The sequence below is a fragment of the Streptococcus mitis genome, assembly GCF_965111725.1.
Taxonomy (GTDB): Bacteria; Bacillota; Bacilli; order Lactobacillales; family Streptococcaceae; genus Streptococcus; species Streptococcus mitis_DV.
The window spans coordinates 1,416,149-1,440,189 of sequence record NZ_OZ217341.1 but is presented as its reverse complement, the minus strand read 5'-3'; the positions used below and the strand labels follow the sequence as shown (position 1 = coordinate 1,440,189).

At 40.2% G+C, this 24,041-nt stretch carries 23 protein-coding genes and 2 pseudogenes; 21 read left to right on the top strand and 4 right to left on the bottom strand.

Translation table 11 applies throughout. From position 1 onward, the window contains the following. Positions 1–4: 4 nt before the first annotated feature. On the top strand, positions 5–343 hold the full coding sequence (locus ACLV7Q_RS07110) for an ATP cone domain-containing protein (RefSeq protein WP_001196040.1): 339 nt from the start codon (positions 5–7) through the stop codon (positions 341–343). A gap of 30 nt (positions 344–373) precedes the next feature. On the opposite strand, the gene ACLV7Q_RS07105 is transcribed toward ACLV7Q_RS07110, so the two are convergent. Next, a complete protein-coding gene (locus ACLV7Q_RS07105) occupies positions 374–694 on the bottom strand; it encodes a hypothetical protein (protein WP_218757640.1) in 321 nt (106 codons plus the stop codon). A gap of 98 nt (positions 695–792) precedes the next feature. Between ACLV7Q_RS07105 and ACLV7Q_RS07100 the strand changes: the two genes are divergently transcribed. Beyond that, positions 793–1,008 carry a YdbC family protein gene (locus ACLV7Q_RS07100; protein WP_000807422.1) on the top strand — a complete coding sequence of 72 codons (216 nt, stop codon included), beginning with the start codon at positions 793–795 and terminating at the stop codon, positions 1,006–1,008. Between the two features lie 53 nt (positions 1,009–1,061). Here the strand turns inward: ACLV7Q_RS07100 and ACLV7Q_RS07095 are convergent, their stop codons facing one another. Next, positions 1,062–1,598, bottom strand: coding sequence for a biotin transporter BioY (locus ACLV7Q_RS07095; protein WP_218757639.1), 537 nt, complete (start codon positions 1,596–1,598; stop codon positions 1,062–1,064). A gap of 197 nt (positions 1,599–1,795) precedes the next feature. Then, positions 1,796–3,142 (bottom strand): glutathione-disulfide reductase, encoded by a 1,347-nt coding sequence (gor, locus tag ACLV7Q_RS07090; protein WP_218757638.1) that lies wholly within the window; start codon positions 3,140–3,142, stop codon positions 1,796–1,798. A gap of 286 nt (positions 3,143–3,428) precedes the next feature. Between gor and ACLV7Q_RS07085 the strand changes: the two genes are divergently transcribed. From ACLV7Q_RS07085 to ciaH, 16 genes and pseudogenes are all read left to right on the top strand, one after another. Next, positions 3,429–4,634, top strand: coding sequence for an efflux RND transporter periplasmic adaptor subunit (locus ACLV7Q_RS07085; RefSeq protein ID WP_218757721.1), 1,206 nt, complete (start codon positions 3,429–3,431; stop codon positions 4,632–4,634). Continuing rightward, complete coding sequence (locus ACLV7Q_RS07080; RefSeq protein WP_000811471.1) at positions 4,618–5,319, top strand: ABC transporter ATP-binding protein; 702 nt, start codon at positions 4,618–4,620, stop codon at positions 5,317–5,319. Before ACLV7Q_RS07085 ends, ACLV7Q_RS07080 begins: the two co-directional genes overlap by 17 nt. Before the next feature lies 1 nt (position 5,320). Further along, on the top strand, positions 5,321–6,580 hold the full coding sequence (locus tag ACLV7Q_RS07075; protein WP_218757637.1) for an ABC transporter permease: 1,260 nt from the start codon (positions 5,321–5,323) through the stop codon (positions 6,578–6,580). Between the two features lie 123 nt (positions 6,581–6,703). After that, the gene (gene metG, locus ACLV7Q_RS07070; RefSeq protein ID WP_218757636.1) at positions 6,704–8,701 is read left to right on the top strand and encodes a methionine--tRNA ligase; all 1,998 of its coding nucleotides are present in this window, start codon (positions 6,704–6,706) and stop codon (positions 8,699–8,701) included. A 49-nt stretch (positions 8,702–8,750) separates the two neighbouring features. Then, entirely contained in the window at positions 8,751–8,942 is a 192-nt protein-coding gene (locus ACLV7Q_RS07065; RefSeq protein WP_225904730.1) for a hypothetical protein, read from the top strand. Positions 8,943–9,031: 89 nt separating this feature from the next. Beyond that, positions 9,032–9,352 (top strand): PadR family transcriptional regulator, encoded by a 321-nt coding sequence (locus tag ACLV7Q_RS07060; RefSeq protein WP_000665422.1) that lies wholly within the window; start codon positions 9,032–9,034, stop codon positions 9,350–9,352. 3 nt (positions 9,353–9,355) lie between these two features. Continuing rightward, the gene (locus ACLV7Q_RS07055) at positions 9,356–10,171 is read left to right on the top strand and encodes a hypothetical protein (protein ID WP_218757635.1); all 816 of its coding nucleotides are present in this window, start codon (positions 9,356–9,358) and stop codon (positions 10,169–10,171) included. Between the two features lie 74 nt (positions 10,172–10,245). After that, positions 10,246–11,172, top strand: coding sequence for an aldo/keto reductase (locus ACLV7Q_RS07050; protein WP_218757634.1), 927 nt, complete (start codon positions 10,246–10,248; stop codon positions 11,170–11,172). Positions 11,173–11,269: 97 nt separating this feature from the next. Then, positions 11,270–11,506 carry a DUF2829 domain-containing protein gene (locus tag ACLV7Q_RS07045; RefSeq protein ID WP_000142161.1) on the top strand — a complete coding sequence of 79 codons (237 nt, stop codon included), beginning with the start codon at positions 11,270–11,272 and terminating at the stop codon, positions 11,504–11,506. Next, a complete protein-coding gene (locus ACLV7Q_RS07040; RefSeq protein ID WP_173213706.1) occupies positions 11,499–12,197 on the top strand; it encodes a 3-oxoacyl-ACP reductase in 699 nt (232 codons plus the stop codon). Before ACLV7Q_RS07045 ends, ACLV7Q_RS07040 begins: the two co-directional genes overlap by 8 nt. Positions 12,198–12,206: 9 nt before the next feature. Next, positions 12,207–12,706, top strand: a pseudogene (locus ACLV7Q_RS07035) (NUDIX hydrolase). Further along, positions 12,684–13,569: pseudogene (locus tag ACLV7Q_RS07030) on the top strand (putative PEP-binding protein). The pseudogenes ACLV7Q_RS07035 and ACLV7Q_RS07030 overlap by 23 nt, the downstream one beginning before the upstream one ends. Further along, the gene (locus ACLV7Q_RS07025; protein WP_218757632.1) at positions 13,529–13,969 is read left to right on the top strand and encodes an ASCH domain-containing protein; all 441 of its coding nucleotides are present in this window, start codon (positions 13,529–13,531) and stop codon (positions 13,967–13,969) included. Before ACLV7Q_RS07030 ends, ACLV7Q_RS07025 begins: the two are co-directional and overlap by 41 nt. Positions 13,970–14,091: 122 nt before the next feature. Further along, on the top strand, positions 14,092–16,638 hold the full coding sequence (locus tag ACLV7Q_RS07020) for a M1 family metallopeptidase (RefSeq protein WP_218757631.1): 2,547 nt from the start codon (positions 14,092–14,094) through the stop codon (positions 16,636–16,638). Positions 16,639–16,745: 107 nt separating this feature from the next. Beyond that, positions 16,746–17,420: a two-component system response regulator CiaR gene (ciaR, locus tag ACLV7Q_RS07015; RefSeq protein WP_000590628.1), complete on the top strand. Its 675-nt coding sequence runs from the start codon at positions 16,746–16,748 to the stop codon at positions 17,418–17,420. Continuing rightward, a complete protein-coding gene (gene ciaH / locus ACLV7Q_RS07010; RefSeq protein ID WP_218757630.1) occupies positions 17,410–18,744 on the top strand; it encodes a two-component system sensor histidine kinase CiaH in 1,335 nt (444 codons plus the stop codon). Before ciaR ends, ciaH begins: the two co-directional genes overlap by 11 nt. A gap of 28 nt (positions 18,745–18,772) precedes the next feature. Here ciaH and ACLV7Q_RS07005 read toward each other — a convergent pair whose 3' ends face one another. Continuing rightward, positions 18,773–19,060 carry a DUF3270 domain-containing protein gene (locus ACLV7Q_RS07005; RefSeq protein ID WP_112443507.1) on the bottom strand — a complete coding sequence of 96 codons (288 nt, stop codon included), beginning with the start codon at positions 19,058–19,060 and terminating at the stop codon, positions 18,773–18,775. Positions 19,061–19,199: 139 nt separating this feature from the next. Between ACLV7Q_RS07005 and ACLV7Q_RS07000 the strand changes: the two genes are divergently transcribed. From ACLV7Q_RS07000 to ACLV7Q_RS06990, 3 genes are all read left to right on the top strand, one after another. Continuing rightward, positions 19,200–20,129 (top strand): peptidase U32 family protein, encoded by a 930-nt coding sequence (locus tag ACLV7Q_RS07000; RefSeq protein WP_218757629.1) that lies wholly within the window; start codon positions 19,200–19,202, stop codon positions 20,127–20,129. A 199-nt stretch (positions 20,130–20,328) separates the two neighbouring features. Continuing rightward, positions 20,329–22,779 carry a bifunctional DnaQ family exonuclease/ATP-dependent helicase gene (locus ACLV7Q_RS06995; protein WP_218757628.1) on the top strand — a complete coding sequence of 817 codons (2,451 nt, stop codon included), beginning with the start codon at positions 20,329–20,331 and terminating at the stop codon, positions 22,777–22,779. Positions 22,780–22,815: 36 nt separating this feature from the next. Next, a complete protein-coding gene (locus tag ACLV7Q_RS06990; RefSeq protein ID WP_173306988.1) occupies positions 22,816–24,039 on the top strand; it encodes an FtsW/RodA/SpoVE family cell cycle protein in 1,224 nt (407 codons plus the stop codon). Positions 24,040–24,041 lie beyond the last annotated feature (2 nt).

Below are 24,041 nucleotides of genomic sequence, written 5' to 3'. Positions count from 1 at the left end.
ACCTATGCAAGTAATCAAACGTGATGGAGAAATTGCTGAATTTAATCCAGATAAGATTTACCAAGCTATCTTAAAGGCAGCCCAGACTGTCTATGTACTGACAGATGATTTGCGTCAAAACCTTGCACAAGTCACTAAGAAAGTGGTTTTGGATTTGGAAGAAGCCAAGGTGGAACGTGCTACTATTAGCATGATTCAGTCTATGGTTGAACATCGTTTGCTGGGTGCTGGTTACATTACCATTGCAGAACACTACATTTCCTATCGTCTACAACGTGACTTGGAAAGAAGTGGTTATGGAGATCACATCGCGGTTCATTTACATTTTGAACAAATTCGCTAAGAAAAAAGAGTGGGATGAAGCAACTACATCTCACTCTTTCTTAAATCTATTTTTTTGGGCTGTTTGGACAGTTGAAGGGACAAATCGCAGGCGTTGAATATCGCTTATACGGATAATACGGGTCACATTTTTGGCAAAATTTTTCACAATAATTTGCTGGCGCTGTTGATCGTATTTGATGATGTCACCTGTAAAGCTTGCCTCAGACAAGATAAGGTGAACAGCGCTTTGTTTCTGGATAGCCTCTTCAATAGTAGCTGTAAGGGAGTTGCTTTCAGTATGGTCAGGTTGGTCATGTCCATTTAAAAAGTCATGTATTTTATCTAGAACTTGCTGGAATTTATGTTTCATAGTGGCCTCCCTTCTTTTATATCAATATTATATAAAATTTTCCTAAAATCTACAAGATTTTACGAATAAACTAATGAAAGCTAAAAAAGGAGAAGAAAATGGCAGAATTTACATTTGAAATCGAAGAGCACTTGTTGACTCTTTCTGAAAACGAAAAAGGTTGGACCAAGGAAATCAACCGTGTGAGCTTTAATGGTGCCCCTGCAAAGTTTGATATTCGTGCTTGGAGTCCAGATCATACTAAAATGGGCAAAGGGATTACTCTCTCCAATGAAGAATTTCAAACAATGGTGGATGCCTTTAAAGGCAACTAAGTTTTCAAAATGAAAGAAAAGGATATTGAGTTATGACAACTCGATATCCTTTTTTAGTTAGCAAAGTAAGCCTGATTTTTAAGGCGTTGAAGTAATGGACGGCTAATAAAACTAATAGCAATAATTTTACCAAGGTCTGGGATGATAAAGGGAAATACCCCCACAGCAAGAGCTTTTTCAAATGGCATTCCAGCTAGGAAATGTAATCCAATGATCCCACCAACAAAGACAAGTGTATCTCCCAAGAGATTTGCTAGAAAAATTCTGACAAAACCACTATCACTGTTAGTTAGAGAAGAGGTAAGTCCAGAATAAAGAAGATAAAACCAAAGATAGCCTGCAGTAGGGCCAACTAAAGCCTGAAAACCAGCTCCACCTCCTGCGAAGACAGGAAGACCGATGGCGCCTAGAAGAAGATAGAGTACAACAGAAAGCACAGCCTCTCTCGGTCTAAAGACAGTAGCGATCAGGCCGATTGCAAAGTTTTGTAGAGTGAAGGGAACAGGTCCAATTGGAAGACTGATTTGTGCCAAACCAGCAATGAGAGCAGCCCCAATAGCAGGGATAGCATAAACGTGAGCTTTTTTCAAAATAGTTAACCTCTTTTCTTATGTATAGTAACTATTATACTCATAGAGGAATCATTGTCAACCAATTTTTAAAAACAAGATAACAAAAACTGTAACGGCCGATTTTGCTTACTGGTTAAGGGGTGGGTAATTGTTTTGTTGATTCGAAAACATCAAAAAAGAAGCAGACACAGTTGTATCAGCTTCTTTTATTTCGATTAACGCATGGTTACAAATTCTTCAGATGCAGTTGGGTGAATTGCCACAGTTGCATCAAAGTCAGCCTTGGTTGCTCCCATTTTGATAGCAACAGCAAATCCCTGAATCATTTCATCAACGCCGTAGCCAATTCCATGAAGTCCGACAACTTTTTCTTCTGAACCAGCTGTTATCAATTTGAAACGGGATTCTTGTCTATTGCTAGTAACGGCAGAGTACATAGATGCAAAGCTTGATTTGTAAACCTTGATTTGGTCTTGACCGTATTCTTTAATAGCTTGCTCTTCGGTCAATCCAACCGTTCCGATAGCAGGGTGTGAAAAGACAACGGTTGGAATAGTTGAGTAGTCCATTTTAGCAGTTGTTTTTCCGTTAAAGAGACGTTCAGATAGGGTACGCCCAGCCTTGATAGCAACTGGAGTCAGTTCCTTTTCACCTGTTACATCACCTAGAGCGTAGATTCCTTCAACAACAGTATTTTGGTATTCATCCACTTGGATAAAGCCACGTTCGTTCAGAGTGACTCCAGCTTTTTCAAGTTGCAAGCCCTTAACGTTTGGACGGCGACCCGTAGCCCAGATAACTTGGCTAGCTGTGTGACTAGTACCATCTTCAAAATGAATGGTAATGCCTTCAGCAGTTTTTTCTAACTTGACAGGGACTTTGTGAGTATGAAGTGGTAAGTTTGTTCTTTCCATTTCCTTGACCAAACCTTCAACGATGTAGGAATCAAAACCACGTAAAGGGCGATCACGGCGAACAAAGAGGTTTGTCTTGACACCAAAAGTGTGGAGCACGCCAGCCAATTCAACGGCGATATAACCAGCGCCTAGAATAGCGACTGACTCTGGAAGTTCTTCCCAGGCAAATACATCATCAGAAGAGCCACCTAGCTCAGCACCAGGAATATTTGGAATACTTGGATGGGCACCAGTAGCAATCACGATATGTTTAGCACGAATCAGTTCACCATTTACGCTGACAGTATGAGAATCTACAAATTCAGCATGGCCTTCAATCAAGTCTACACCGTTACGTTTAAAACTGCCATCATAAGAAGAACGAGCGCGATCAATGTAGGCTTCACGATTGCGACGTAGGGTTGCAAAGTCAAAGTTAAGATCAGTAGTCTTAAAGCCGTAGTCTTCTCCAAATTGATGGAAAGTCTCAGCGATTTGCGCCCCGTACCACATGATTTTTTTCGGAACACAACCGACGTTAACACAGGTTCCACCTAATTTCTTTTCCTCAATAACGGCCGCTTTGGCTCCGTGTTCACCAGCACGGTTCATGGTGGCAATTCCTCCGCTACCTCCACCGATAGCAATGATATCGTATTCTCTCATTGAAAACTCCTTTGTACTCTTTTAAATAGTAGAGTGTCATTTTTGATAGTCATATTCTATCTTTTTTTTGATGTGATTGCAAAAATCTGCTACGTTCAAAAAAATTAAAGAAAAGGCTTGCAAAAAGGAAAAATAAAGTGTATGATATAACTAGTACAATAACAAAAATAAAATCCGAACAATAATTAAATCCTGAAATGTCATTATTTCGTTCTGAAATGTTATTGTTTCAAATTGATAATTTTTGTATAATATTGTTAAGAACTTTAAATCAAAAAGGAGTTTCATTATGAAAAAGAATGGTAAAGCTAAAAAGTGGCAATTGTATGCAGCAATCGGTGCTGCGAGTGTAGTTGTATTAGGTGCTGGGGGGATTTTGCTCTTTAGACAACCATCTCAGACTGCTGTAAAAGATGAGGCTACTCATCTTGTTGTTGCCAAGGAAGGAAGCGTGGCATCCTCTGTTTTATTGTCAGGGACAGTAACAGCAAAAAATGAACAATATGTTTATTTTGATGCTAGTAAGGGAGATTTAGATGAAATCCTTGTTTCTGTGGGTGATAAAGTCAGTGAAGGGCAGGCTTTAGTCAAGTACAGTAGTTCAGAAGCCCAGGCGGCCTATGATTCAGCGAGTCGGGCAGTAGCTAAGGCAGATCGTCATATCAATGAACTCAATCAAGCACGAAATGAAGCCGCTTCAGCTCCGGCTCCTCAAGCCTCTGCGCCAGCAGGAGGAGAAGATGCAACGGTGCAAAGCCCAACTCCAGTGGCTGGAAATTCTGTTGCTTCTATTGACGCTCAGTTGGGTGATGCCCGTGATGCTCGTGCAGATGCAGCAGCACAATTAAGTAAGGCTCAAAGTCAGTTAGATGCAATGACGGTTCTCAGTACCCTAGAGGGAACTGTGGTCGAAGTCAACCACAATGTTTCTAAATCTCCAACAGGAGCTAGCCAAGTAGTCGTTCATGTCGTAAGTAATGAAAACTTGCAAGTTAAGGGAGAATTATCTGAATATAACCTCGCCAACCTATCTGTAGGTCAAGAAGTAAGCTTTACTTCTAAAGTGTATCCTGATAAAAAATGGACTGGGAAATTAAGCTATATTTCTGACTATCCTAAAAACAATGGTGAAGCAGCTAGTCCAGCTGCCGCAGCTTCTGGTAATTCTGGTTCTAAATATCCATATACCATCGATGTTACAAGTGAAATCGGTGATTTGAAACAAGGATTCTCAGTAAGTGTTGAGGTCAAGAATAAGAGTAAAGCCATTTTGGTTCCTCTAACAAGTGTTGTGACTGAAAATGATAAGAACTATGTCTGGGTGCTTGACGAGCAGAAAAAGGCTAAGAAAGTGGAAGTTGGTTTGGGCAATGCTGATGCAGACAACCAAGAAATCACTTCAGGTCTGACAAATGGAGTCAAGGTCATCAGTAACCCAACGTCTTCTCTAGAGGAAGGAAAAGAGGTGAAGGCTGATGAAGCAACTAATTAGTCTAAAAAATATCTGCAGAAGCTACCGTAACGGTGACCAAGAACTGCAGGTTCTCAAAAATATCAACCTAGAAGTGAATGAGGGTGAGTTTGTTGCCATTATGGGACCATCTGGTTCTGGTAAGTCTACTCTCATGAATACGATTGGGATGTTGGATACACCAACTAGTGGAGAGTATTATCTTGAAGGTCAAGAAGTGGCTGGATTGGGTGAAAAACAACTAGCTAAGGTTCGCAACCAACAAATCGGATTTGTCTTTCAGCAGTTCTTTCTTCTATCCAAACTCAATGCTCTGCAAAATGTAGAATTGCCCTTGATTTATGCAGGAGTTTCGGCTTCAAAACGTCGCAAGTTGGCTGAGGAATATCTAGATAAGGTTGAATTGACAGAACGTAGTCATCATTTGCCTTCGGAATTATCTGGTGGTCAAAAGCAACGTGTGGCTATTGCGCGTGCCTTGGTAAACAATCCTTCTATTATCTTAGCAGACGAACCGACAGGAGCCTTGGATACCAAAACAGGCAACCAAATCATGCAATTATTGGTTGAATTAAATAAAGAAGGAAAAACTATTATCATGGTAACGCATGAGCCTGAAATCGCTGCTTATGCCAAACGTCAGATTGTCATTCGAGATGGGGTCATTTCGTCTGATAGTGCTCAGTTAGAAAAGGAGGAAAACTAAGATGCAGAATCTGAAATTTGCCTTTTCATCTATCATGGCTCATAAGATGCGTTCTTTGCTTACCATGATTGGGATTATTATCGGTGTTTCATCAGTTGTTGTGATTATGGCTTTGGGAGATTCCCTATCTCGTCAACTCAACAAAGATATGACCAAATCTCAGAAGAATATTAGTGTCTTTTTCTCTTCTAAAAAAAGTAAAGATGGGTCTTTTACTCAGAAACAATCAGCTTTTACGGTTTCTGGAAAAGAAGAGGAAGTTCATGTTGAACCACCAAAACCGCAAGAATCTTGGGTCAAGGAGGCAGCCAAACTCAAGGGAGTGGATAACTACTATGTAACCAACTCAACGAACGCCATTTTGACTTATAAAGATAAAAAGGTTGAAAATGCTAATTTGACAGGTGGAAACAGAACTTATATGGAGGCTGTTAATAATGAAATTCTTGCGGGACGTAGTCTGAGAGAACAAGATTTCAAAGAATTTGCAAGTGTCATTTTGCTTGATGAAGAATTATCCATTAGTTTATTTGGCTCTCCTCAAGAGGCTATTAACAAGGTTGTAGAAGTCAATGGATTTAGTTACCGGGTTATTGGGGTTTATACTAGTCCAGAGGCTAAACGTTCAAAAATATATGGTTTTGGCGGCTTGCCCATTACCACAAATATCTCCCTTGCTGCGAATTTTAATGTAGATGAAATAGCTAATATTGTCTTTCGAGTGAATGACACAAGCTTGACTCAAACTCTGGGTCCAGAATTAGCACGAAAAATGACAGAGCTTGCTGGCTTGCAACAGGGAGAATATCAAGTGGCAGATGAGTCAGCTGCATTTGCAGAAGTTCAACAATCGTTTAGTTTTATGACGACGGTTATTAGTGCCATTGCAGGAATATCTCTCTTTGTTGGAGGAACTGGTGTTATGAACATTATGCTGGTTTCTGTTACAGAGCGTACCCGTGAGATTGGTCTTCGTAAGGCTTTGGGTGCAACACGTGCCAATATTTTAATCCAATTTTTGATTGAATCCATGATTTTGACCTTGTTAGGTGGCTTGATTGGATTGACAATTGCAAGTGGTTTAACTGCCTTAGCAGGTTTGTTACTGCAAGGTTTGATTACGGGTATAGAAGTTGGAGTATCAATCCCAGTTGCCCTATTTAGTCTTGCAGTTTCGGCTAGCGTGGGTATGATCTTTGGAGTCTTGCCAGCCAACAAGGCATCGAAACTTGACCCAATCGAAGCCCTTCGTTATGAATAAGATCAACAAGATGGACACTCGTCTATCTTGTTTTTGTATGGATTTCCCTATCGAAAATCATTAAAAATGTGATATAATGAAGTGTTAGAAAAACAGGTTTCATTAGCCTGGAAAGGAAAAATTATGTCTGAAAAGAATTTTTATATTACAACACCGATTTACTATCCATCTGGTAAACTTCATATTGGTTCTGCCTACACAACCATCGCCTGTGATGTTTTAGCACGTTACAAACGCCTGATGGGCTACGATGTCTTTTATTTGACAGGTCTTGATGAGCATGGTCAAAAAATCCAGCAGAAAGCGGAAGAAGCTGGCATTACACCACAAGCCTATGTTGATGGGATGGCAGTTGGAGTCAAAGAACTCTGGCAATTACTAGATATCTCATACGATAAATTTATCCGTACAACGGATGACTACCATGAAAAAGTTGTCGCACAGGTCTTTGAGCGCTTGCTGGCTCAAGATGACATCTATTTGGGTGAATACTCTGGCTGGTATTCAGTATCAGATGAAGAATTCTTTACAGAAAGCCAGCTGGCAGAAGTATTCCGTGATGAAGCTGGAAATGCAACTGGTGGTATTGCTCCATCAGGTCACGAGGTTGAATGGGTATCCGAAGAATCATACTTCCTTCGCCTCAGCAAATACCAAGACCGTTTGGTAGACTTTTTCAAGTCCCATCCTGAATTTATCACTCCAGATGGTCGTCTGAATGAAATGCTGCGCAACTTTATTGAGCCAGGTTTAGAGGATTTGGCAGTTTCTCGTACAACCTTTACATGGGGTGTGCCAGTCCCATCAAATCCTAAGCACGTTGTCTATGTTTGGATTGATGCCCTTCTTAACTATGCGACAGCTCTTGGCTACGGTCAAGACGAACATAGTAACTTTGACAAGTTCTGGAATGGAACAGTCTTCCACATGGTAGGAAAAGACATCCTTCGTTTCCACTCCATCTACTGGCCAATCCTTCTTATGATGTTGGATGTTAAATTACCTGATCGTTTGATTGCCCATGGTTGGTTTGTCATGAAAGACGGTAAGATGTCTAAGTCTAAAGGGAATGTCGTTTACCCTGAAATGTTGGTAGAGCGTTATGGACTAGATCCGCTTCGTTACTACCTCATGCGTAGCCTTCCAGTTGGTTCAGACGGAACCTTCACTCCAGAAGACTATGTAGGCCGTATCAACTACGAATTGGCCAATGACCTTGGGAACCTCCTCAATCGTACGGTTTCTATGATTAACAAATACTTTGATGGACAAATTCCAGCCTATGTAGAGGGTGTAACAGAGTTTGACCATGCTCTTGCTGAGGTTGCAGAACAATCAATCGCAGACTACCATACACACATGGAAGCAGTTGACTACCCACGTGCTCTTGAAGCAGTCTGGACCCTTATCTCTCGTACCAATAAATACATCGATGAGACCGCACCATGGGTCTTGGCCAAGGATGAGGCTCTTCGTGACCAATTGGCAAGTGTTATGAGCCACTTGGCAGCCAGCCTTCGTGTCGTCGCTCACTTGATTGAACCATTTATGATGGAAACTAGTCGTGCGGTTATGACTCAACTTGGCTTGGAAGAAGTAGCGAGCCTTGAAAACTTGAGCTTGGCTGACTTCCCGGCAGATGAGACTGTAGTTGCCAAAGGAACACCAATCTTCCCACGTTTGGATATGGAAGAAGAAATCGCCTATATCAAGGAACAAATGGAAGGTAACAAGCCAGCTGTCGAAAAAGAATGGAATCCAGACGAAGTCGAACTCAAACTCAACAAGGAAGAAATCAAGTTTGAAGACTTTGACAAGGTCGAAATCCGTGTTGCCGAAGTTAAAGAGGTGTCTAAAGTGGAAGGTTCTGATAAGTTGCTTCAATTCCGCTTGGATGCTGGTGATGGAGAAGATCGTCAAATTCTTTCTGGAATTGCAAAATACTATCCAAATGAACAAGAATTGGTCGGCAAGAAAGTTCAAATTGTTGCCAATCTCAAACCACGTAAAATGATGAAAAAATATGTCAGCCAAGGGATGATTCTCTCAGCTGAACATGATGGACAATTAACCCTTCTTACAGTTGATCCAGCTGTACCAAACGGAAGTGTGATTGGGTAAAAATAGACAGGACTAGTTTATGCTAGTTCTGTTTTTTTATTTATACTCAATGAAAATCAAAGAGCAAACTAGGAAACTAGCCGCAGGTTGCTCAAAACATCGTTTTGAGGTAGTAGATAAGACTGACGAAGTCAGCTCAAAACACTGTTTTGAGGTTGTGGATAGAACTGACGAAGTCAGTAACCATATCTACGGTAAGGCGATGCTGACGTGGTTTGAAGAGATTTTCGAAGAGTATTAACTATTATGCTTTACAAACTAGTGTGAAAGTGGTATATTATAGGTGAAGTTGCTAGTAGGTATTACAAAATAGATTAGAAGGGAGAAGGGATGAAAGAAACTCAGCTATTAAAAGGTGTTCTTGAAGGTTGTGTCTTGGATATGATTGGTCAAAAAGAGCGGTATGGTTATGAGTTGGTTCAGACTCTACGAGAGGCTGGATTTGATACTATCGTTCCAGGAACTATTTATCCTTTGTTGCAAAAGTTAGAAAAAAATCAATGGATAAGAGGCGACATGCGTCCGTCGCCAGATGGTCCAGATCGGAAGTATTTTTCGTTAACTAAAGAAGGAGAAGAGCGAGTCTCAGTCTTTTGGCAACAATGGGACGATTTGAGTCAAAAAGTAGAAGGGATTAAGAATGGGGGTTAAACCATGAAGAAAATGAAGTATTATGAAGAAACAAGCGCTTTGCTGCATGAGTTTTCTGAGGAGAATCAGCAGTATTTTGAGGAACTGTGGGATAGTTTTAATCTTGCTGGATTTCTCTATGATGAAGACTATCTCAGAGAGCAGATTTATTTGATGATGTTAGATTTTTCAGAAGCAGAACGAGATGGCATGAGTGCAGAGGAGTATTTAGGTAAGAATCCTAAAAAAATAATGAAAGAGATTCTCAAGGAAGCACCACGCAGTTCTATCAAGGAGTCCCTTTTGACGCCAATTTTTGTCCTAGCGATATTACGTTACTATCATCTACTGGGTGATTTTTCTAAAGGTCCTCTCTTAACAGTCAATTTGCTTACGTTTTTAGGGCAACTTCTTCTTTTTTTGATTGGATTTTGGCTTGTAGCCACAATCTTACGATGGAGTTTAGTCCAAGATTCTTCTAAAGTGAAAATTAGCACCTATATTATCGTTGGGATTCTTGTTCTGCTAGTTGTTCTGGGATATGTAGGAATAGGAAGTTTTGTACAAGAAGGAGCATTTTATCTTCCTGCTCCCTGGGATAGTTTGTCTGTCTTTACGATTTCCCTAGTCATCAGTATTTGGAATTGGAAAGAACCGATTTTTCGTCCCTTTGTCAGTATGATTGTTGCCCATCTTGTGGTAGGGTTTCTGCTCCGTTATTATGCGTGGATGGGCATTTCAAATGTTTTCCTTACAAAATTCATTCCTTTAGCTGTTCTTTTTATTGGCATTTTTCTCTTGTTCCGTGGGTTTAAGAAGATAAAATGGAGTGAAATATAGTCAAAAAGCCGTTGCAAAGCGGTTTTTTGTTATAATGAAGGGAAGAATGTTAGAAATTTAAGGAGAAAAATTTGATGAGATACATAACTCTTGGTCAAGCTGACAAAGAATTATCAGAAATTGTTCTCGGAATGATGAGAATAGAAGATAAGTCTGTAAAAGAAGTTGAAGAGCTTGTAGAAACAGCACTGTCTGTTGGAATCAATGCTTTTGACTTGGCTGATATATATGGTCGTGGTCGTTGTGAAGAACTGTTAGGTCTTGTCCTAAAAAATCGTCCAGATTTAAGAGAAAAGATGTGGATTCAGTCCAAATGTGGCATTCGCATTGAAGAATTTACCTATTTTGATTTTTCTAAGGACTATATTATAAAATCAGTTGATGGGATTTTAGAAAGATTGCAGGTTGAGTATTTAGATAGCTTGCTTCTTCATCGACCAGATGCTTTGATGGAATCTGACCAAGTAGCAGAAGCCTTTGATCTTCTTTATAAACAAGGTAAGGTTCGAGATTTTGGAGTTTCTAATCAAAATCCTATGATGATGGAGTTGCTTAAAAAAGATGTCAAGCAGCCGTTAGCTGTTAATCAGCTACAATTGAGTGCGGCTTTTACTCCAGGATTTGAATCAGGTTTTCATGTTAATATGGAAGATAGTCAAGCAGCTATGCGAGATGGCAGCATTTTTGAATATTGTAAATTACACGATGTGGTCATTCAAGCATGGTCTGTCTTACAATTCGGGTATTTTAGAGGGAATTTTGTTGGCAATGAAAAATTTCAAGCTTTAAATCAAGTACTTGAGCGTTTAGCTATTAAATATGGAGTAACCTCTTCAACTATTGCCATTTCTTGGATATTGCGTTATCCAGCAAAAATGCAGGCAGTCGTAGGTACAACAAATCCTAATCACTTGAGAGAAGTTAGCCAAGCGGCAAATTTTAGCTTAACAAGAAAAGAATGGTATGAAATTTATCTTGCAGCAGGGAATAATTTGCCGTAAGTAGTAGCAGAGTTGAATAAATCACGGTCAAAAAGCCGTTGTAAAGCGGTTTTTTTGTTATAATTAAATGAAGAATGTAGAATCAAAGGAGAAAAATATGACATTTGAAGAAATGCTGCCTGGGTTAAAGGCTAAGAAAAAATATGTACGAACTGGTTGGGGAGGCGCTGAAAACTATGTCCAACTCTTTGATACTATTGAACAAAACGGGATTGCACTTGAAGTGACGCCCTATTTCCTAATCAACGTGTCTGGAGAAGGAGAAGGTTTTTCCATGTGGAGTCCGACACCTTGTGATGTTTTGGCGACGGATTGGGTAGAAGTGCATGACTAAATGTGTACTCATTACAGGCGTTAGTTCAGGGATTGGTCTGGCTCAAGCTAGCCTCTTTTTAGAGAAGGGCTATCAAGTTTATGGAGTTGACCAAGGTGAATATCCACTCTTACAGGGTGATTTCCACTTTTTACAGAGAGATTTGACCTTGGGCTTGGAGCCTATTTTTGACTGGTGTCCACAGGTGGATATTTTGTGCAATACTGCTGGAGTTTTGGATGATTATAAACCACTGTTGGAACAGACAGCGCAGGAAATTCAAGAAATTTTTGAAATTAACTACGTGACTCCAGTAGAGTTGACTCGATTTTATTTGACACAAATGTTGGAAAATAAAAAGGGAATCATCATCAATATGTGCTCCATCGCTTCTAGCCTAGCAGGTGGCGGTGGACACGCCTATACTTCTTCGAAGCACGCCTTGGCAGGCTTTACCAAGCAGTTGGCTCTAGACTATGCAGAAGCTGGGATTCAGGTATTTGGGCTTGCTCCAGGAGCAGTCAAGACAGCTATGACCGCTGCAGATTTTGAGCCAGGTGGATTGGCTGACTGGGTGGCTAGTGAAACACCCATCAAACGTTGGATAGAACCAGAGGAAGTGGCAGAAGTCAGTCTCTTTTTGGCCAGTGGAAAGGCATCTGCCATGCAGGGACAAATTTTGACAATAGATGGTGGCTGGTCTTTGAAGTAGGAGGATCTGATGGAAATCAAAAGACACTTTGGAGTCTACGCTGTTTGCTTTGAAAATAGGAAGTTACTCTGCATTGAAAAAACGAGAGGCCCTTATCAACATCGGTATGATCTACCTGGAGGCAGTCAGCAACTTGGTGAAGGACTGACGGAAACGCTGACTAGAGAAGTTATGGAAGAGACGGGATTTACTGTTAGAAGCTACTCTAATCCTCGAATCTACGATGTTTTCGTCAGGGAAGAGTTAAAAAATTTTATGGTTCACCATATCATGGCCTTGTATGATGTTGAAATGAATGAGAGTGCACCTCAAGTTACGATTTCTGAAACTGTCTCTGATGGTGCGAATGATTCACTGGGATATGTTTGGATGGATATTCAAGAGATTACAGAAGAAATGCATCGCTATTAGTCTTGAAGGTCAAAGCAGAGTTATTAGGATTTCCAGAACTGGGCAATACTTCTTACATGAATTGGAAGGTGAATGATGAAAAATCAACTTGCTCTTAGTGGCGAAAAACTTGTTGAAAAAGTTTACCCACAACTATTTCATCATGTTGGCATGATTCGTGGGGAATATTTATTGAGAGAGCTCAATCAAAACATCCTGTTATCAAGTTGTCAGCAATTTGTAAAAGATTATCTAGACACTATTTGTTCCTTGTACTCGGATGAAGAGGTCTGGTATCGTTTTTCAGAATTAACGAATACAGAAGCCAATTGTTTAGAGGGAACTAAAGAGTATTTTGATGAAAATCATCCCTTATTTGGATATAGAGGAACTAGGCGTTTGCTGGCGTGTCCGGATGAATTTCAGGCTGAAGCACATGTCGTTACAGAAGTTTATCAAACCAATCCCAATCTGTCTCTTATCTTTCCTTTTGTCAATGATGCTGAGCAGTTAAAGCAAGCTATTACAGTATTGCGTCAGCAGGGTTTTACTGGGAAAGTTGGCACGATGATTGAATTACCGTCAGCATATTTTGACTTGAATAGGATACTGGAAACGGGCATTTCAAAGATTGTAGTTGGAATGAATGATTTGACTTCTTTTATTTTTGCGACTGTGAGAAACAGTCAATGGCATAATATGGAAAGTCCAATTATGTTAGATATGCTGAGGCAGATGCAGGATAAAGCAAGGACGAAAAAGATTGACTTTGCTGTAGCAGGCTATCTGAATACTTCTTTCATACAAAAAATGAATCAATTGGGTATTGAATGCATTCTCCATTATAGCTCTATTCCGGATATTTTTGATTTAGAAATTGACCATCCAGATCATCTTAAACACATAAAAGAAGAAAGTAAAAAATTACAAAGGAGTACCCTATGACACCGCAAGAAATGTGGAATGCCTACAAGCAAATTAACCCCTCGATTGGAGATGGGATAGATGCTTGGGCTTTTGGAGTGGAACCAGACCTTTTAGCAGATTTGGTTTTAAGAGGCGAAAAGACTGCAACAGCATCAGCCTACGACCTCTATGCACTAGAAGATGAACCCTTTCCGCAAGAAGGGACCTTCGATGTCATTTTAGATAGTCAAAATCAGGCTGTCTGCATTGTCGAAATTACAAAGGTTTCTGTTAAACCCTTCAATCGAGTGTCAGCTGACCATGCCTACAAGGAAGGCGAGGGAGATAAATCTTTAGCCTATTGGCGTCAGGTTCATGAGGACTTTTTCACCGAGTGGATGAGGGAGGCAGGACAGAATTTTACACCTGACAGCAAGGTTGTTTTAGAAGAATTTCGCAAGGTCTACCCCCTGTAGACTGCTAGACGGAAGAAAGTTTTGGAAATTGCCGTCCAATCCTTTTTTCTCAAGCAAAATATGATATAATAAGTTTGTTTGAAGAAGAGCAGCAGCTCTTAAACTTAGAATAGGAGAAAACTATGCAAGCAGTTGAACATTTTATTAAGCAATTTGTTCCTGAACATTATGATTTATTTTTAGACTTGAGTCGTGAGACCAAGACTTTTTCAGGGAAAGTGACCATCACTGGTCAAGCACAGAGTGACCGCATTTCCCTTCATCAAAAAGACTTGGAAATCGCTTCTGTAGAAGTTGCAGGTCAAGCTCGTCCATTTACAGTTGACCATGACAATGAAGCCCTTCATATCGAATTGGCTGAGGCTGGTCAAGTTGAAGTGGTTCTTGCCTTTTCTGGTAAAATTACAGACAACATGACAGGGATTTACCCATCTTACTACACAGTTGATGGAGTCAAGAAGGAAGTCTTGTCTACTCAATTTGAGAGCCATTTTGCCCGCGAAGCCTTCCCATGTGTGGATGAGCCAGAAGCCAAAGCAACTTTTGACCTCTCTCTACGTTTTGACCAAGCAGAAGGTGAATTGGCCTTGTCAAACATGCTAGAGATTGAAGTTGAAAACCGTAAGGAAACAGGTATCTGGAAATTTGAGACAACACCTCGCATGTCTTCTTACTTGTTGGCTTTTGTTGCGGGTGATTTGCAAGGTGTGACGGCTAAAACTAAAAACGGTACCCTTGTAGGTGTCTACTCAACGAAAGCCCATCCATTATCTAACCTTGATTTCTCACTGGATATCGCCGTTCGCTCCATCGAGTTTTACGAAGATTACTACGGAGTTAAGTACCCAATCCCTCAATCTCTCCACATCGCTCTCCCTGACTTCTCAGCTGGTGCTATGGAAAACTGGGGTCTTGTAACCTACCGTGAAGTTTGCTTAATTGTAGATGAAAACTCTACCTTTGCCAGTCGTCAACAAGTTGCCCTAGTTGTGGCACATGAGTTGGCTCACCAATGGTTTGGGAACCTCGTTACTATGAAATGGTGGGATGACCTTTGGCTCAATGAAAGCTTTGCTAACATGATGGAATATGTCTGTGTGGATACCATCGAACCAAGCTGGAATATCTTTGAAGATTTCCAAACAGGTGGAGTGCCTCACGCTCTTGAACGTGACGCAACTGATGGTGTTCAGTCTGTTCACGTCGAAGTTAAACATCCAGATGAAATCAATACGCTCTTTGATGGCGCTATCGTCTATGCCAAAGGAAGCCGTCTTATGCACATGCTTCGTCGTTGGCTAGGTGATGCTGATTTTGCCAAAGGTTTGCATGCCTACTTTGAAAAACATCAATACAGCAATACAATTGGTCGTGACCTTTGGAATGCTCTTGGTCAAGCATCAGGTCGTGATGTTGCAGCCTTCATGGATTCTTGGTTGGAACAACCTGGTTATCCAGTTCTCACTGTCAAAGTTGAAAATGATGTTTTGAAGATTTCACAAAAACAATTCTTCATCGGTGAGCACGAAGACAAGAACCGTCTCTGGGTTGTGCCACTCAATAGTAACTGGAAAGGCTTGCCTGATACACTTGAAACTGAAAGCATCGAAATCCCTGGCTACGCAGCCCTTCTTGCTGAAAACAAAACAGCACTTCGTCTCAACACTGAAAATACAGCCCACTACATTACAGACTATCAAGGAGACTTGTTAGAAGCTGTTCTTGCTGAGCTAGAGACACTTGATAACACAAGCAAACTGCAAATTGTTCAAGAACGTCGTTTGTTGGCTGAGGCAGGGCACATTTCTTATGCAGACTTGCTCCCAGTCCTTGATAAACTTGCTAAAGAAGAATCTTACCTTGTCGTTTCAGCTGTTTCTGAAGTCATTTCGGCCCTTGAGCGCTTTATTGATGAAGGAACAGAAGCTGAAACAGCCTTCAAAGCACTAGTTGCTAAATTGGCTCGTCACAACTATGACCGTCTTGGTTTTGAAGCTAAAGACGGAGAATCAGATGAGGATGAGTTGGTTCGTCAGTTGGCTGTTTCTATGATGATTCGCTCAAATGATGCAGAAGCTAGTCAAGTCGCTAGCCAAATCTTCGCAGCCCACAAGGATCAGCTTGCAGGACTTCCAGCAGCTATTCGCTCACAAGTTCTGATCAATGAGATGAAACATCATGAGACTAAAGACTTGTTAGCACTTTATCTTGATACTTATACTCATGCAACAGATGCTGTCTTTAAACGCCAGTTGGCAGCAGCTCTTGCTTACAGTACAGATGCGGATAATATCCAAAACTTGATTACTTCTTGGAAGGACAAATTTGTGGTCAAACCACAAGACTTGTCTGCTTGGTATTACCAATTCCTAGCTCACCAAGCAACTCAGGAAACAGCTTGGTCTTGGGCGCGTGAAAACTGGGCTTGGATTAAGGCAGCTCTTGGAGGAGATATGAGCTTTGATAGCTTTGTTATCCTTCCTGCTCACGTATTTAAGACTCAGCAACGCTTGGCAGAGTACAAGGAATTCTTTGAACCGCAACTTTCTGACCTTGCTCTTAGCCGTAACATCGGTATGGGAATCAAGGAGATTGCAGCGCGTGTTGACTTGATTAACCGTGAAAAAGCTGCAGTGGAAGCAGTCCTTCTTCAATATGGGAAAGCTTAAACATTCGTAAAATAATAAAAACTCAACTTTCTCTCTTAAAGTGAGAGAGAGTTGAGTTTTTTTTAAGGCAAATTTGGTATAATGGTTTTAATAAGGAGGAGTTTCTCATGATAAAAATCTTATTGGTTGAGGATGACCTAGGCCTGTCAAATTCAGTATTTGACTTTTTAGACGATTTTGCGGATGTCATGCAGGTATTTGATGGGGAAGAGGGTCTCTACGAAGCTGAAAGTGGTGTCTATGACTTGATTTTGCTCGATTTGATGTTACCAGAAAAAAATGGCTTCCAAGTCTTGAAAGAATTGCGTGAAAAGGGAATTACGACACCAGTTCTGATCATGACCGCCAAGGAAAGTTTGGATGACAAGGGACATGGATTTGAACTGGGAGCGGATGATTATCTGACCAAGCCTTTCTACCTAGAAGAACTCAAAATGCGGATTCAGGCCCTTCTCAAACGTTCAGGTAAGTTTAATGAAAATACGCTATCTTATGGAGATATTCTCATCAATTTATCAACAAATACCGTTAAGGTTGAAGATACTACTGTCGAATTGCTGGGGAAAGAGTTCGATTTACTAGTTTATTTCCTTCAAAATCAAAATGTTATTTTGCCTAAGACGCAGATTTTTGATCGTCTATGGGGATTTGATAGTGACACAACGATTTCGGTTGTCGAAGTTTATGTTTCAAAAGTCCGTAAGAAATTAAAAGGAACCACTTTTGCAGAGAATTTGCAAACCTTACGCAGTGTTGGGTATATTTTAAAAGATGTTCAGTAAACTAAAAAAAACATGGTATGCGGATGACTTTAGTTATTTTATCCGCAACTTTGGTGTCTTCACTCTGATTTTCTCCACCATGACCTTGATTATTTTACAAGTCATGCATTCGAGTCTCTATACTTCGGTGGATGATAAGCTCCACGGACTGAGTGAAAATCCTCAAGCAGTTATTCAGCTGGCAGTAAATAGGGCAACAGAAGAGATTAAAGATTTAGAAAATGCCGCTACAGATTCTAGCAAGACTGAGGTGAAACCCAATGTCAGCTCCAATACGGAGGTTATTCTTTTTGATAAGAATTTTACCCAGCTCCTTTCTGGAAATCGATTTTTGGGCTTGGATAAGATTAAGTTAGAAAAGAAAGAACTAGGACATATCTATCAGATTCAGGTTTTTAATAGCTATGGGCAGGAAGAAATCTATCGTATGATATTGATGGAAACCAATATCAGTTCGGTTTCAACCAATATCAAGTATGCCGCTGTCTTGATAAATACCAGTCAGTTAGAGCAGGCCAGTCAAAAGCATGAGCAATTGATTGTGATTGTGATGGCAAGTTTCTGGATTTTGTCTTTGCTTGCCAGTCTCTATCTAGCTAGGGTCAGTGTTCGGCCTTTACTTGAAAGTATGCAGAAGCAGCAGTCTTTTGTGGAAAATGCTAGTCATGAGTTACGGACTCCACTTGCAGTTTTGCAAAATCGCTTAGAGACCCTTTTCCGTAAGCCAGAAGCTACCATTATGGATGTGAGCGAAAGCATTGCATCGAGTTTGGAAGAAGTCCGAAATATGCGTTTTTTGACGACAAACTTGCTGAACTTAGCTCGGAGAGATGATGGGATTAAGCCGGAGCTTGCAGAAGTTCCAACTAGTTTTTTCAATACGACTTTTACAAACTATGAGATGATTGCTTCGGAAAATGATCGTGTCTTCCGTTTTGAAAATCGTATCCATCGTCCGATTGTGACGGATCAGCTTCTCTTGAAGCAGTTGATGACGATTCTCTTCGATAATGCTGTCAAGTATACTGAGGAGGATGGTGAAATTGATTTTCTTATCTCGGCGACAGATCGCAATCTGTATTTACTTGTTTCTGATAATGGAGTCGGTATTTCCACAGAAGATAAGAAGAAAATTTTTGACCGCTTTTATCGAGTGGACAAGGCTAGAACCCGTCAAAAAGGTGGTTTTGGTTTAGGATTATCTCTGGCCAAGCAAATTGTAGATGCGCTAAAAGGAACCATTACTGTCAAAGATAATAAACCAAAAGGAACAATCTTTGAAGTGAAGATTGCCATTCATACACCATCTAAAAAGAAAAAATAAACATATCGCTCCAGATGGGGCGATATGTTTATTTTTTAAGTTTTCGTTTGATAATAGAGCGTTGGACTTTTAAAACAAGTAAGCTGGATACTATTGCTGCAGGTAAGGCGAGCACAGTTGTTAATTTTAATGACAAAAAGATAAAACTAAAGATGGCAATGCAGATACAAAAAACAGCGATATTGACAAAAAATAAAATTTCTTTGAGATTGCTATCAGCTTGTGCTTCAGGTGTATAAGCTTGATAATGAGGAAGTTGCTGGTTTAATTCTTCTTGATAGTCTACCTCATAGGATTGTAATTTTCTTACGGGCATGATTCTCTCCTTAACAGTACATACCTATTTTATCATTTTTTCAGCAGAGAATTATTACAGAAAGGTTACAAAAAGAATAAAGTCCCTTTTCATTTTCAAAGCATGGCTGATTTTGGAGAAATATGGTATAATTTTTCCTATGGAAAAGATTATCATTACAGCAACTGCTGAAAGTATTGAACAAGTTAAACAACTGCTCGAAGCTGGCGTAGACCGTATCTATGTCGGGGAGAAAGATTTTGGCCTTCGTCTGCCAACAACCTTTAGTCATGACCAATTGCGTGAAATCGCTGAGCTGGTTCATGATGCTGGTAAGGAATTGATTGTTGCAGTCAATGCCCTCATGCACCAAGATATGATGGACCGTATCAAGTCTTTTTTAGACTTTTTGGAAGAAATCAAGACAGATTACATTACAATTGGGGATGCAGGTGTCTTTTATGTGGTCAATCGCGATGGTTATTCATTTAAGACCATCTACGATGCTTCGACTATGGTAACTAGTAGTCGTCAGATAAACTTCTGGGGACAAAAGGCTGGCGCATCTGAGGCTGTTTTGGCGCGTGAAATTCCATCAGCTGAACTCTTCAAAATGCCAGAGATTTTGGAAATTCCTGCTGAAGTTTTGGTTTACGGTGCCAGTGTCATCCATCATTCTAAACGTCCACTTTTGCAAAACTACTATAACTTTACGCATATCGATGATGAAAAGACCCGTAAGCGTGACCTTTTCTTGGCTGAGCCAAGTGATCCTGAGAGCCATTACTCTATCTTTGAAGACAATCATGGTACCCACATCTTTGCCAACAATGACCTCGATTTGATGACCAAATTAACAGAATTGGTGGAGCATGGCTTTACTCACTGGAAATTAGAAGGTCTCTATACACCTGGTCAGAACTTTGTTGAGATTGCAAAACTCTTTATCCAAGCGCGTAGCTTGATCCAAGAGGGCAACTTTAGCCATGACCAAGCCTTCTTGCTGGATGAGGAAGTACGCAAGTTACACCCTAAAAACCGTTTCCTTGATACAGGATTTTATGATTACGATCCTGATATGGTTAAATAAAGTAAATGATTCGTTGAGAGAAGGAAGATGCAAACATTTCTTCTCTCAATTTTTCGTATTTCTTCACTATTTTACAAAAATCAGCAGGCTAGAATGCTCTATTCGATGGGATTTTTAAGAAAAGTAGTGTTCTTGAGTTTGAAAATTATCCTATGTTTGCAGGTGCCAAATGGCCCTTTTTTTGGTATAATTTTTTATAATGAAAACGATTGGTAATCGCTATGTTGTGGTGGATTTAGAGGCAACTAGCACAGGTAGTAAGGCTAAAATTATCCAAGTGGGAATTGTCGTGATTGAGGACGGAAAAATCGTCGATCACTATACGACGGATGTCAATCCACATGAACCCTTAGATGCTCATATTAAAGAATTGACAGGGCTAACTGACCAACGTCTGGCGCAAGCACCTGATTTTTCGCAAGTTGCCAGAAAAATCTTTGACTTGGTGGAGGATGGGATTTTTGTAGCCCATAATGTTCAGTTTGATGCCAATCTCTTGGCGGAAAATTTATTTTTTGAAGGCTATGAACTAAGAAATCCTCGTGTTGATACGGTCGAATTGGCCCAGGTCTTTTTCCCTGAACTGGAAAAATATAGCTTGCCGATATTGTGTCAGGAATTAGGAATTCCTTTAAAACATGCCCACACAGCCCTTTCAGATGCCCAAGCTACTGCGGAATTACTCTTATTTCTACGGGAAAAGATGGCCCAACTTCCTAAAGGACTTTTGGAACGCTTGCTGGAAATGGCTGATGCTCTCTTATATGAGTCCTATCTGGTTATTGAAGAAATTTATCGAAGTCAATCTATCCTGAGTTCACCAAACTTGGTCCAAGTTCAAGGACTGTATTTCAAGAAAACTGCAGCTCCCAATGAGCCACGAAAACTATCTCAAGATTTTTCTAAAAATATTTCTTTGTTGAACCTTGAAGTGAGGGAGGAACAAGAAAGTTTTGCTAAAGAGGTTGGCTTGCTATTGAAAGATGAGCCTGTCTCTCTGATTCAAGCTCCAACTGGGATTGGGAAAACCTATGGCTATCTCTTACCCGCTTTGTCCCAAGTGGAAAATCGTCAGATTGTCCTTAGCGTTCCGACAAAGATTCTTCAAAATCAGATCATGGAAGAAGAAGGTAAACGTCTTAAGGAAGTGTTCCATATAGATATTCATAGTTTAAAGGGACCACACAATTATCTGAAGCTGGATGCCTTTTATCGTTCCTTGCAGGAAAATGATGAAAATCGCTTATTTAGACGCTTTAAAATGCAACTCTTGGTCTGGTTGACAGAGACAGAAACCGGGGATTTGGATGAAATTGGTCAACTCTACCGTTATCAACATTTTTTGACAGATCTTCGTCATGATGGGAATTTATCATCCCAGAGCTTATTTGTGACGGAAGATTTTTGGAAACGTAGTCAAGAAAGGGCACAAACTTGCAAGCTTTTAGTGACCAATCATGCCTATCTTGTAACCAGACTTGAAGATAATCCTGAATTTGTTAGTGACCGTTTATTGATTATTGATGAAGTTCAAAAGATTTTGTTAGCTCTAGAAAATCTGCTTCAAGAGACCTACGATATCCAATCTATTATCGATTTGCTTGATAAGGCTTCAGTAGGAGAAGAAAACAGGGTTCAACAACGAATACTAGAAAGTATTCGCTTTGAATGCCTCTACTTGATAGAACAATTTCAGTCTGGAAAATCTAGGAAAAATATCTTAGATTCTCTTGCCAATCTCCACCAGTATTTTTCAGAATTAGAGGTAGAAGGCTTTGGGGAACTAGTCCACTATTTTACAGCTGACCGAGATTACTGGCTTGAAGTAATTGAAACGAGTCAAAAGAAAATTCAAATTTCCTCTACAAAATCAGGCCGTATTCTCCTATCTTCTTTAGTACCTAATTCATGTCAAGTCTTGGGAGTGTCGGCTACTCTTGAGATTAGTCAGAGAGTTTCTTTGGCAGACCTTCTAGGCTATCCTGAAGCTAAATTTGTCAAGGTCGAAGCTGGTAAAAAACAGGATCAAGAAGTGGTCTTGGTCAAAGATTTCCCCCTGGTAACAGAAACCTCCTTAGAAGTTTATGCTCAAGAGATAGCTGATTTGCTGATGGATGTTCAAGCTTTCCAGCAACCGATTTTAGTTCTCTTTACTGCTAAAGACATGCTTCTAGCAGTATCGGATTTACTTCTAGTTAGCCACTTGGCCCAGTATAAAAATGGGGATGTTCATCAGCTTAAGAAACGCTTTGAAAAAGGTGAACAACAAATCCTGCTTGGTGCAGCAAGTTTCTGGGAGGGAGTTGATTTTTCAAGTCATCCTTTTGTGATTCAAGTTGTACCAAGACTTCCTTTCCAAAATCCTCAAGAGCCCTTGACGAAAAAGATCAATCAGGAACTAATTCAAGAAGGGAAAAATGCCTTTTATGATTATCAATTGCCAATGGCCATTATTCGTTTAAAACAGGCTTTAGGAAGAAGTATGAGACGCGAACACCAACGTTCCTTAACCCTTGTTTTGGATAGAAGAATTGTCGGAAAACGATACGGCAAGCAAATAGTGACTTCTCTAGCAAAAGAAGCGAGTATTACAACGATTGCTCAATCTGAAGTTAATGAGGCTATTGATAGATTTTTAAATGAACTTTGATAAATAGTATTGTATGAAAGTATAAGGTTAGTGTATATGAAACGTTCTCTCGACTCTAGAGTCGATTATAGTTTGCTCTTGCCAGTATTTTTTCTACTGGTTATTGGCGTGGTGGCTATCTATATAGCTGTTAGTCATGATTATCCAAATAATATTCTGCCCATTTTAGGGCAGCAGGTCGCCTGGATTGCCTTGGGGCTTGTGATTGGTTTTATCGTCATGCTCTTTAATACAGAATTTCTTTGGAAAGTGACCCCTTTTCTATATATGTTAGGTTTGGGACTCATGGTCTTGCCGATCGTCTTTTATAATCCAAGCCTAGTTGCATCAACGGGTGCCAAAAACTGGGTATCAATAAATGGAATTACCCTATTCCAACCGTCAGAATTTATGAAGATATCCTATATTCTCATGTTGGCTCGTGTGATTGTTCAATTTACAAAGAAACATAAGGAATGGAGACGCACAGTTCCGCTGGACTTTTTATTAATTTTTTGGATGATTGTCTTTACCATTCCAGTCCTAGTTCTTTTAGCACTTCAAAGTGACTTGGGGACGGCTTTGGTTTTTGTAGCCATTTTCTCAGGAATCGTTTTATTATCAGGGGTTTCTTGGAAAATTATTATCCCAGTATTTGTGACTGCTGTAACAGGAGTTGCTGGTTTCTTAGCCATCTTTATTAGCAAGGACGGACGAGCTTTTCTTCACCAGATTGGAATGCCGACCTACCAAATCAATCGGATTTTGGCTTGGCTCAATCCCTTTGAGTTTGCCCAAACAACGACTTACCAGCAGGCTCAAGGACAGATTGCCATTGGAAGCGGTGGCTTATTTGGACAAGGGTTTAATGCTTCTAATCTGCTTATTCCAGTTCGTGAGTCGGATATGATTTTCACAGTCATTGCAGAAGATTTTGGCTTTATTGGCTCTGTCCTGGTTATTGCCCTCTATCTTATGCTCATTTACCGTATGTTGAAGATTACTCTTAAATCAAATAACCAGTTCTACACCTATATTTCCACTGGCTTGATTATGATGTTGCTCTTCCACATCTTTGAGAATATCGGTGCTGTAACGGGCTTGCTTCCTTTGACCGGGATTCCACTGCCTTTCATTTCGCAAGGGGGATCGGCTATTATCAGTAATCTGATTGGTGTTGGCTTGCTTTTATCGATGAGTTACCAGACTAATCTAGCTGAAGAAAAGAGTGGAAAAGTCCGATTCAAGCGGAAAAAGGTTGTATTAAAACAAATTAAATAAGG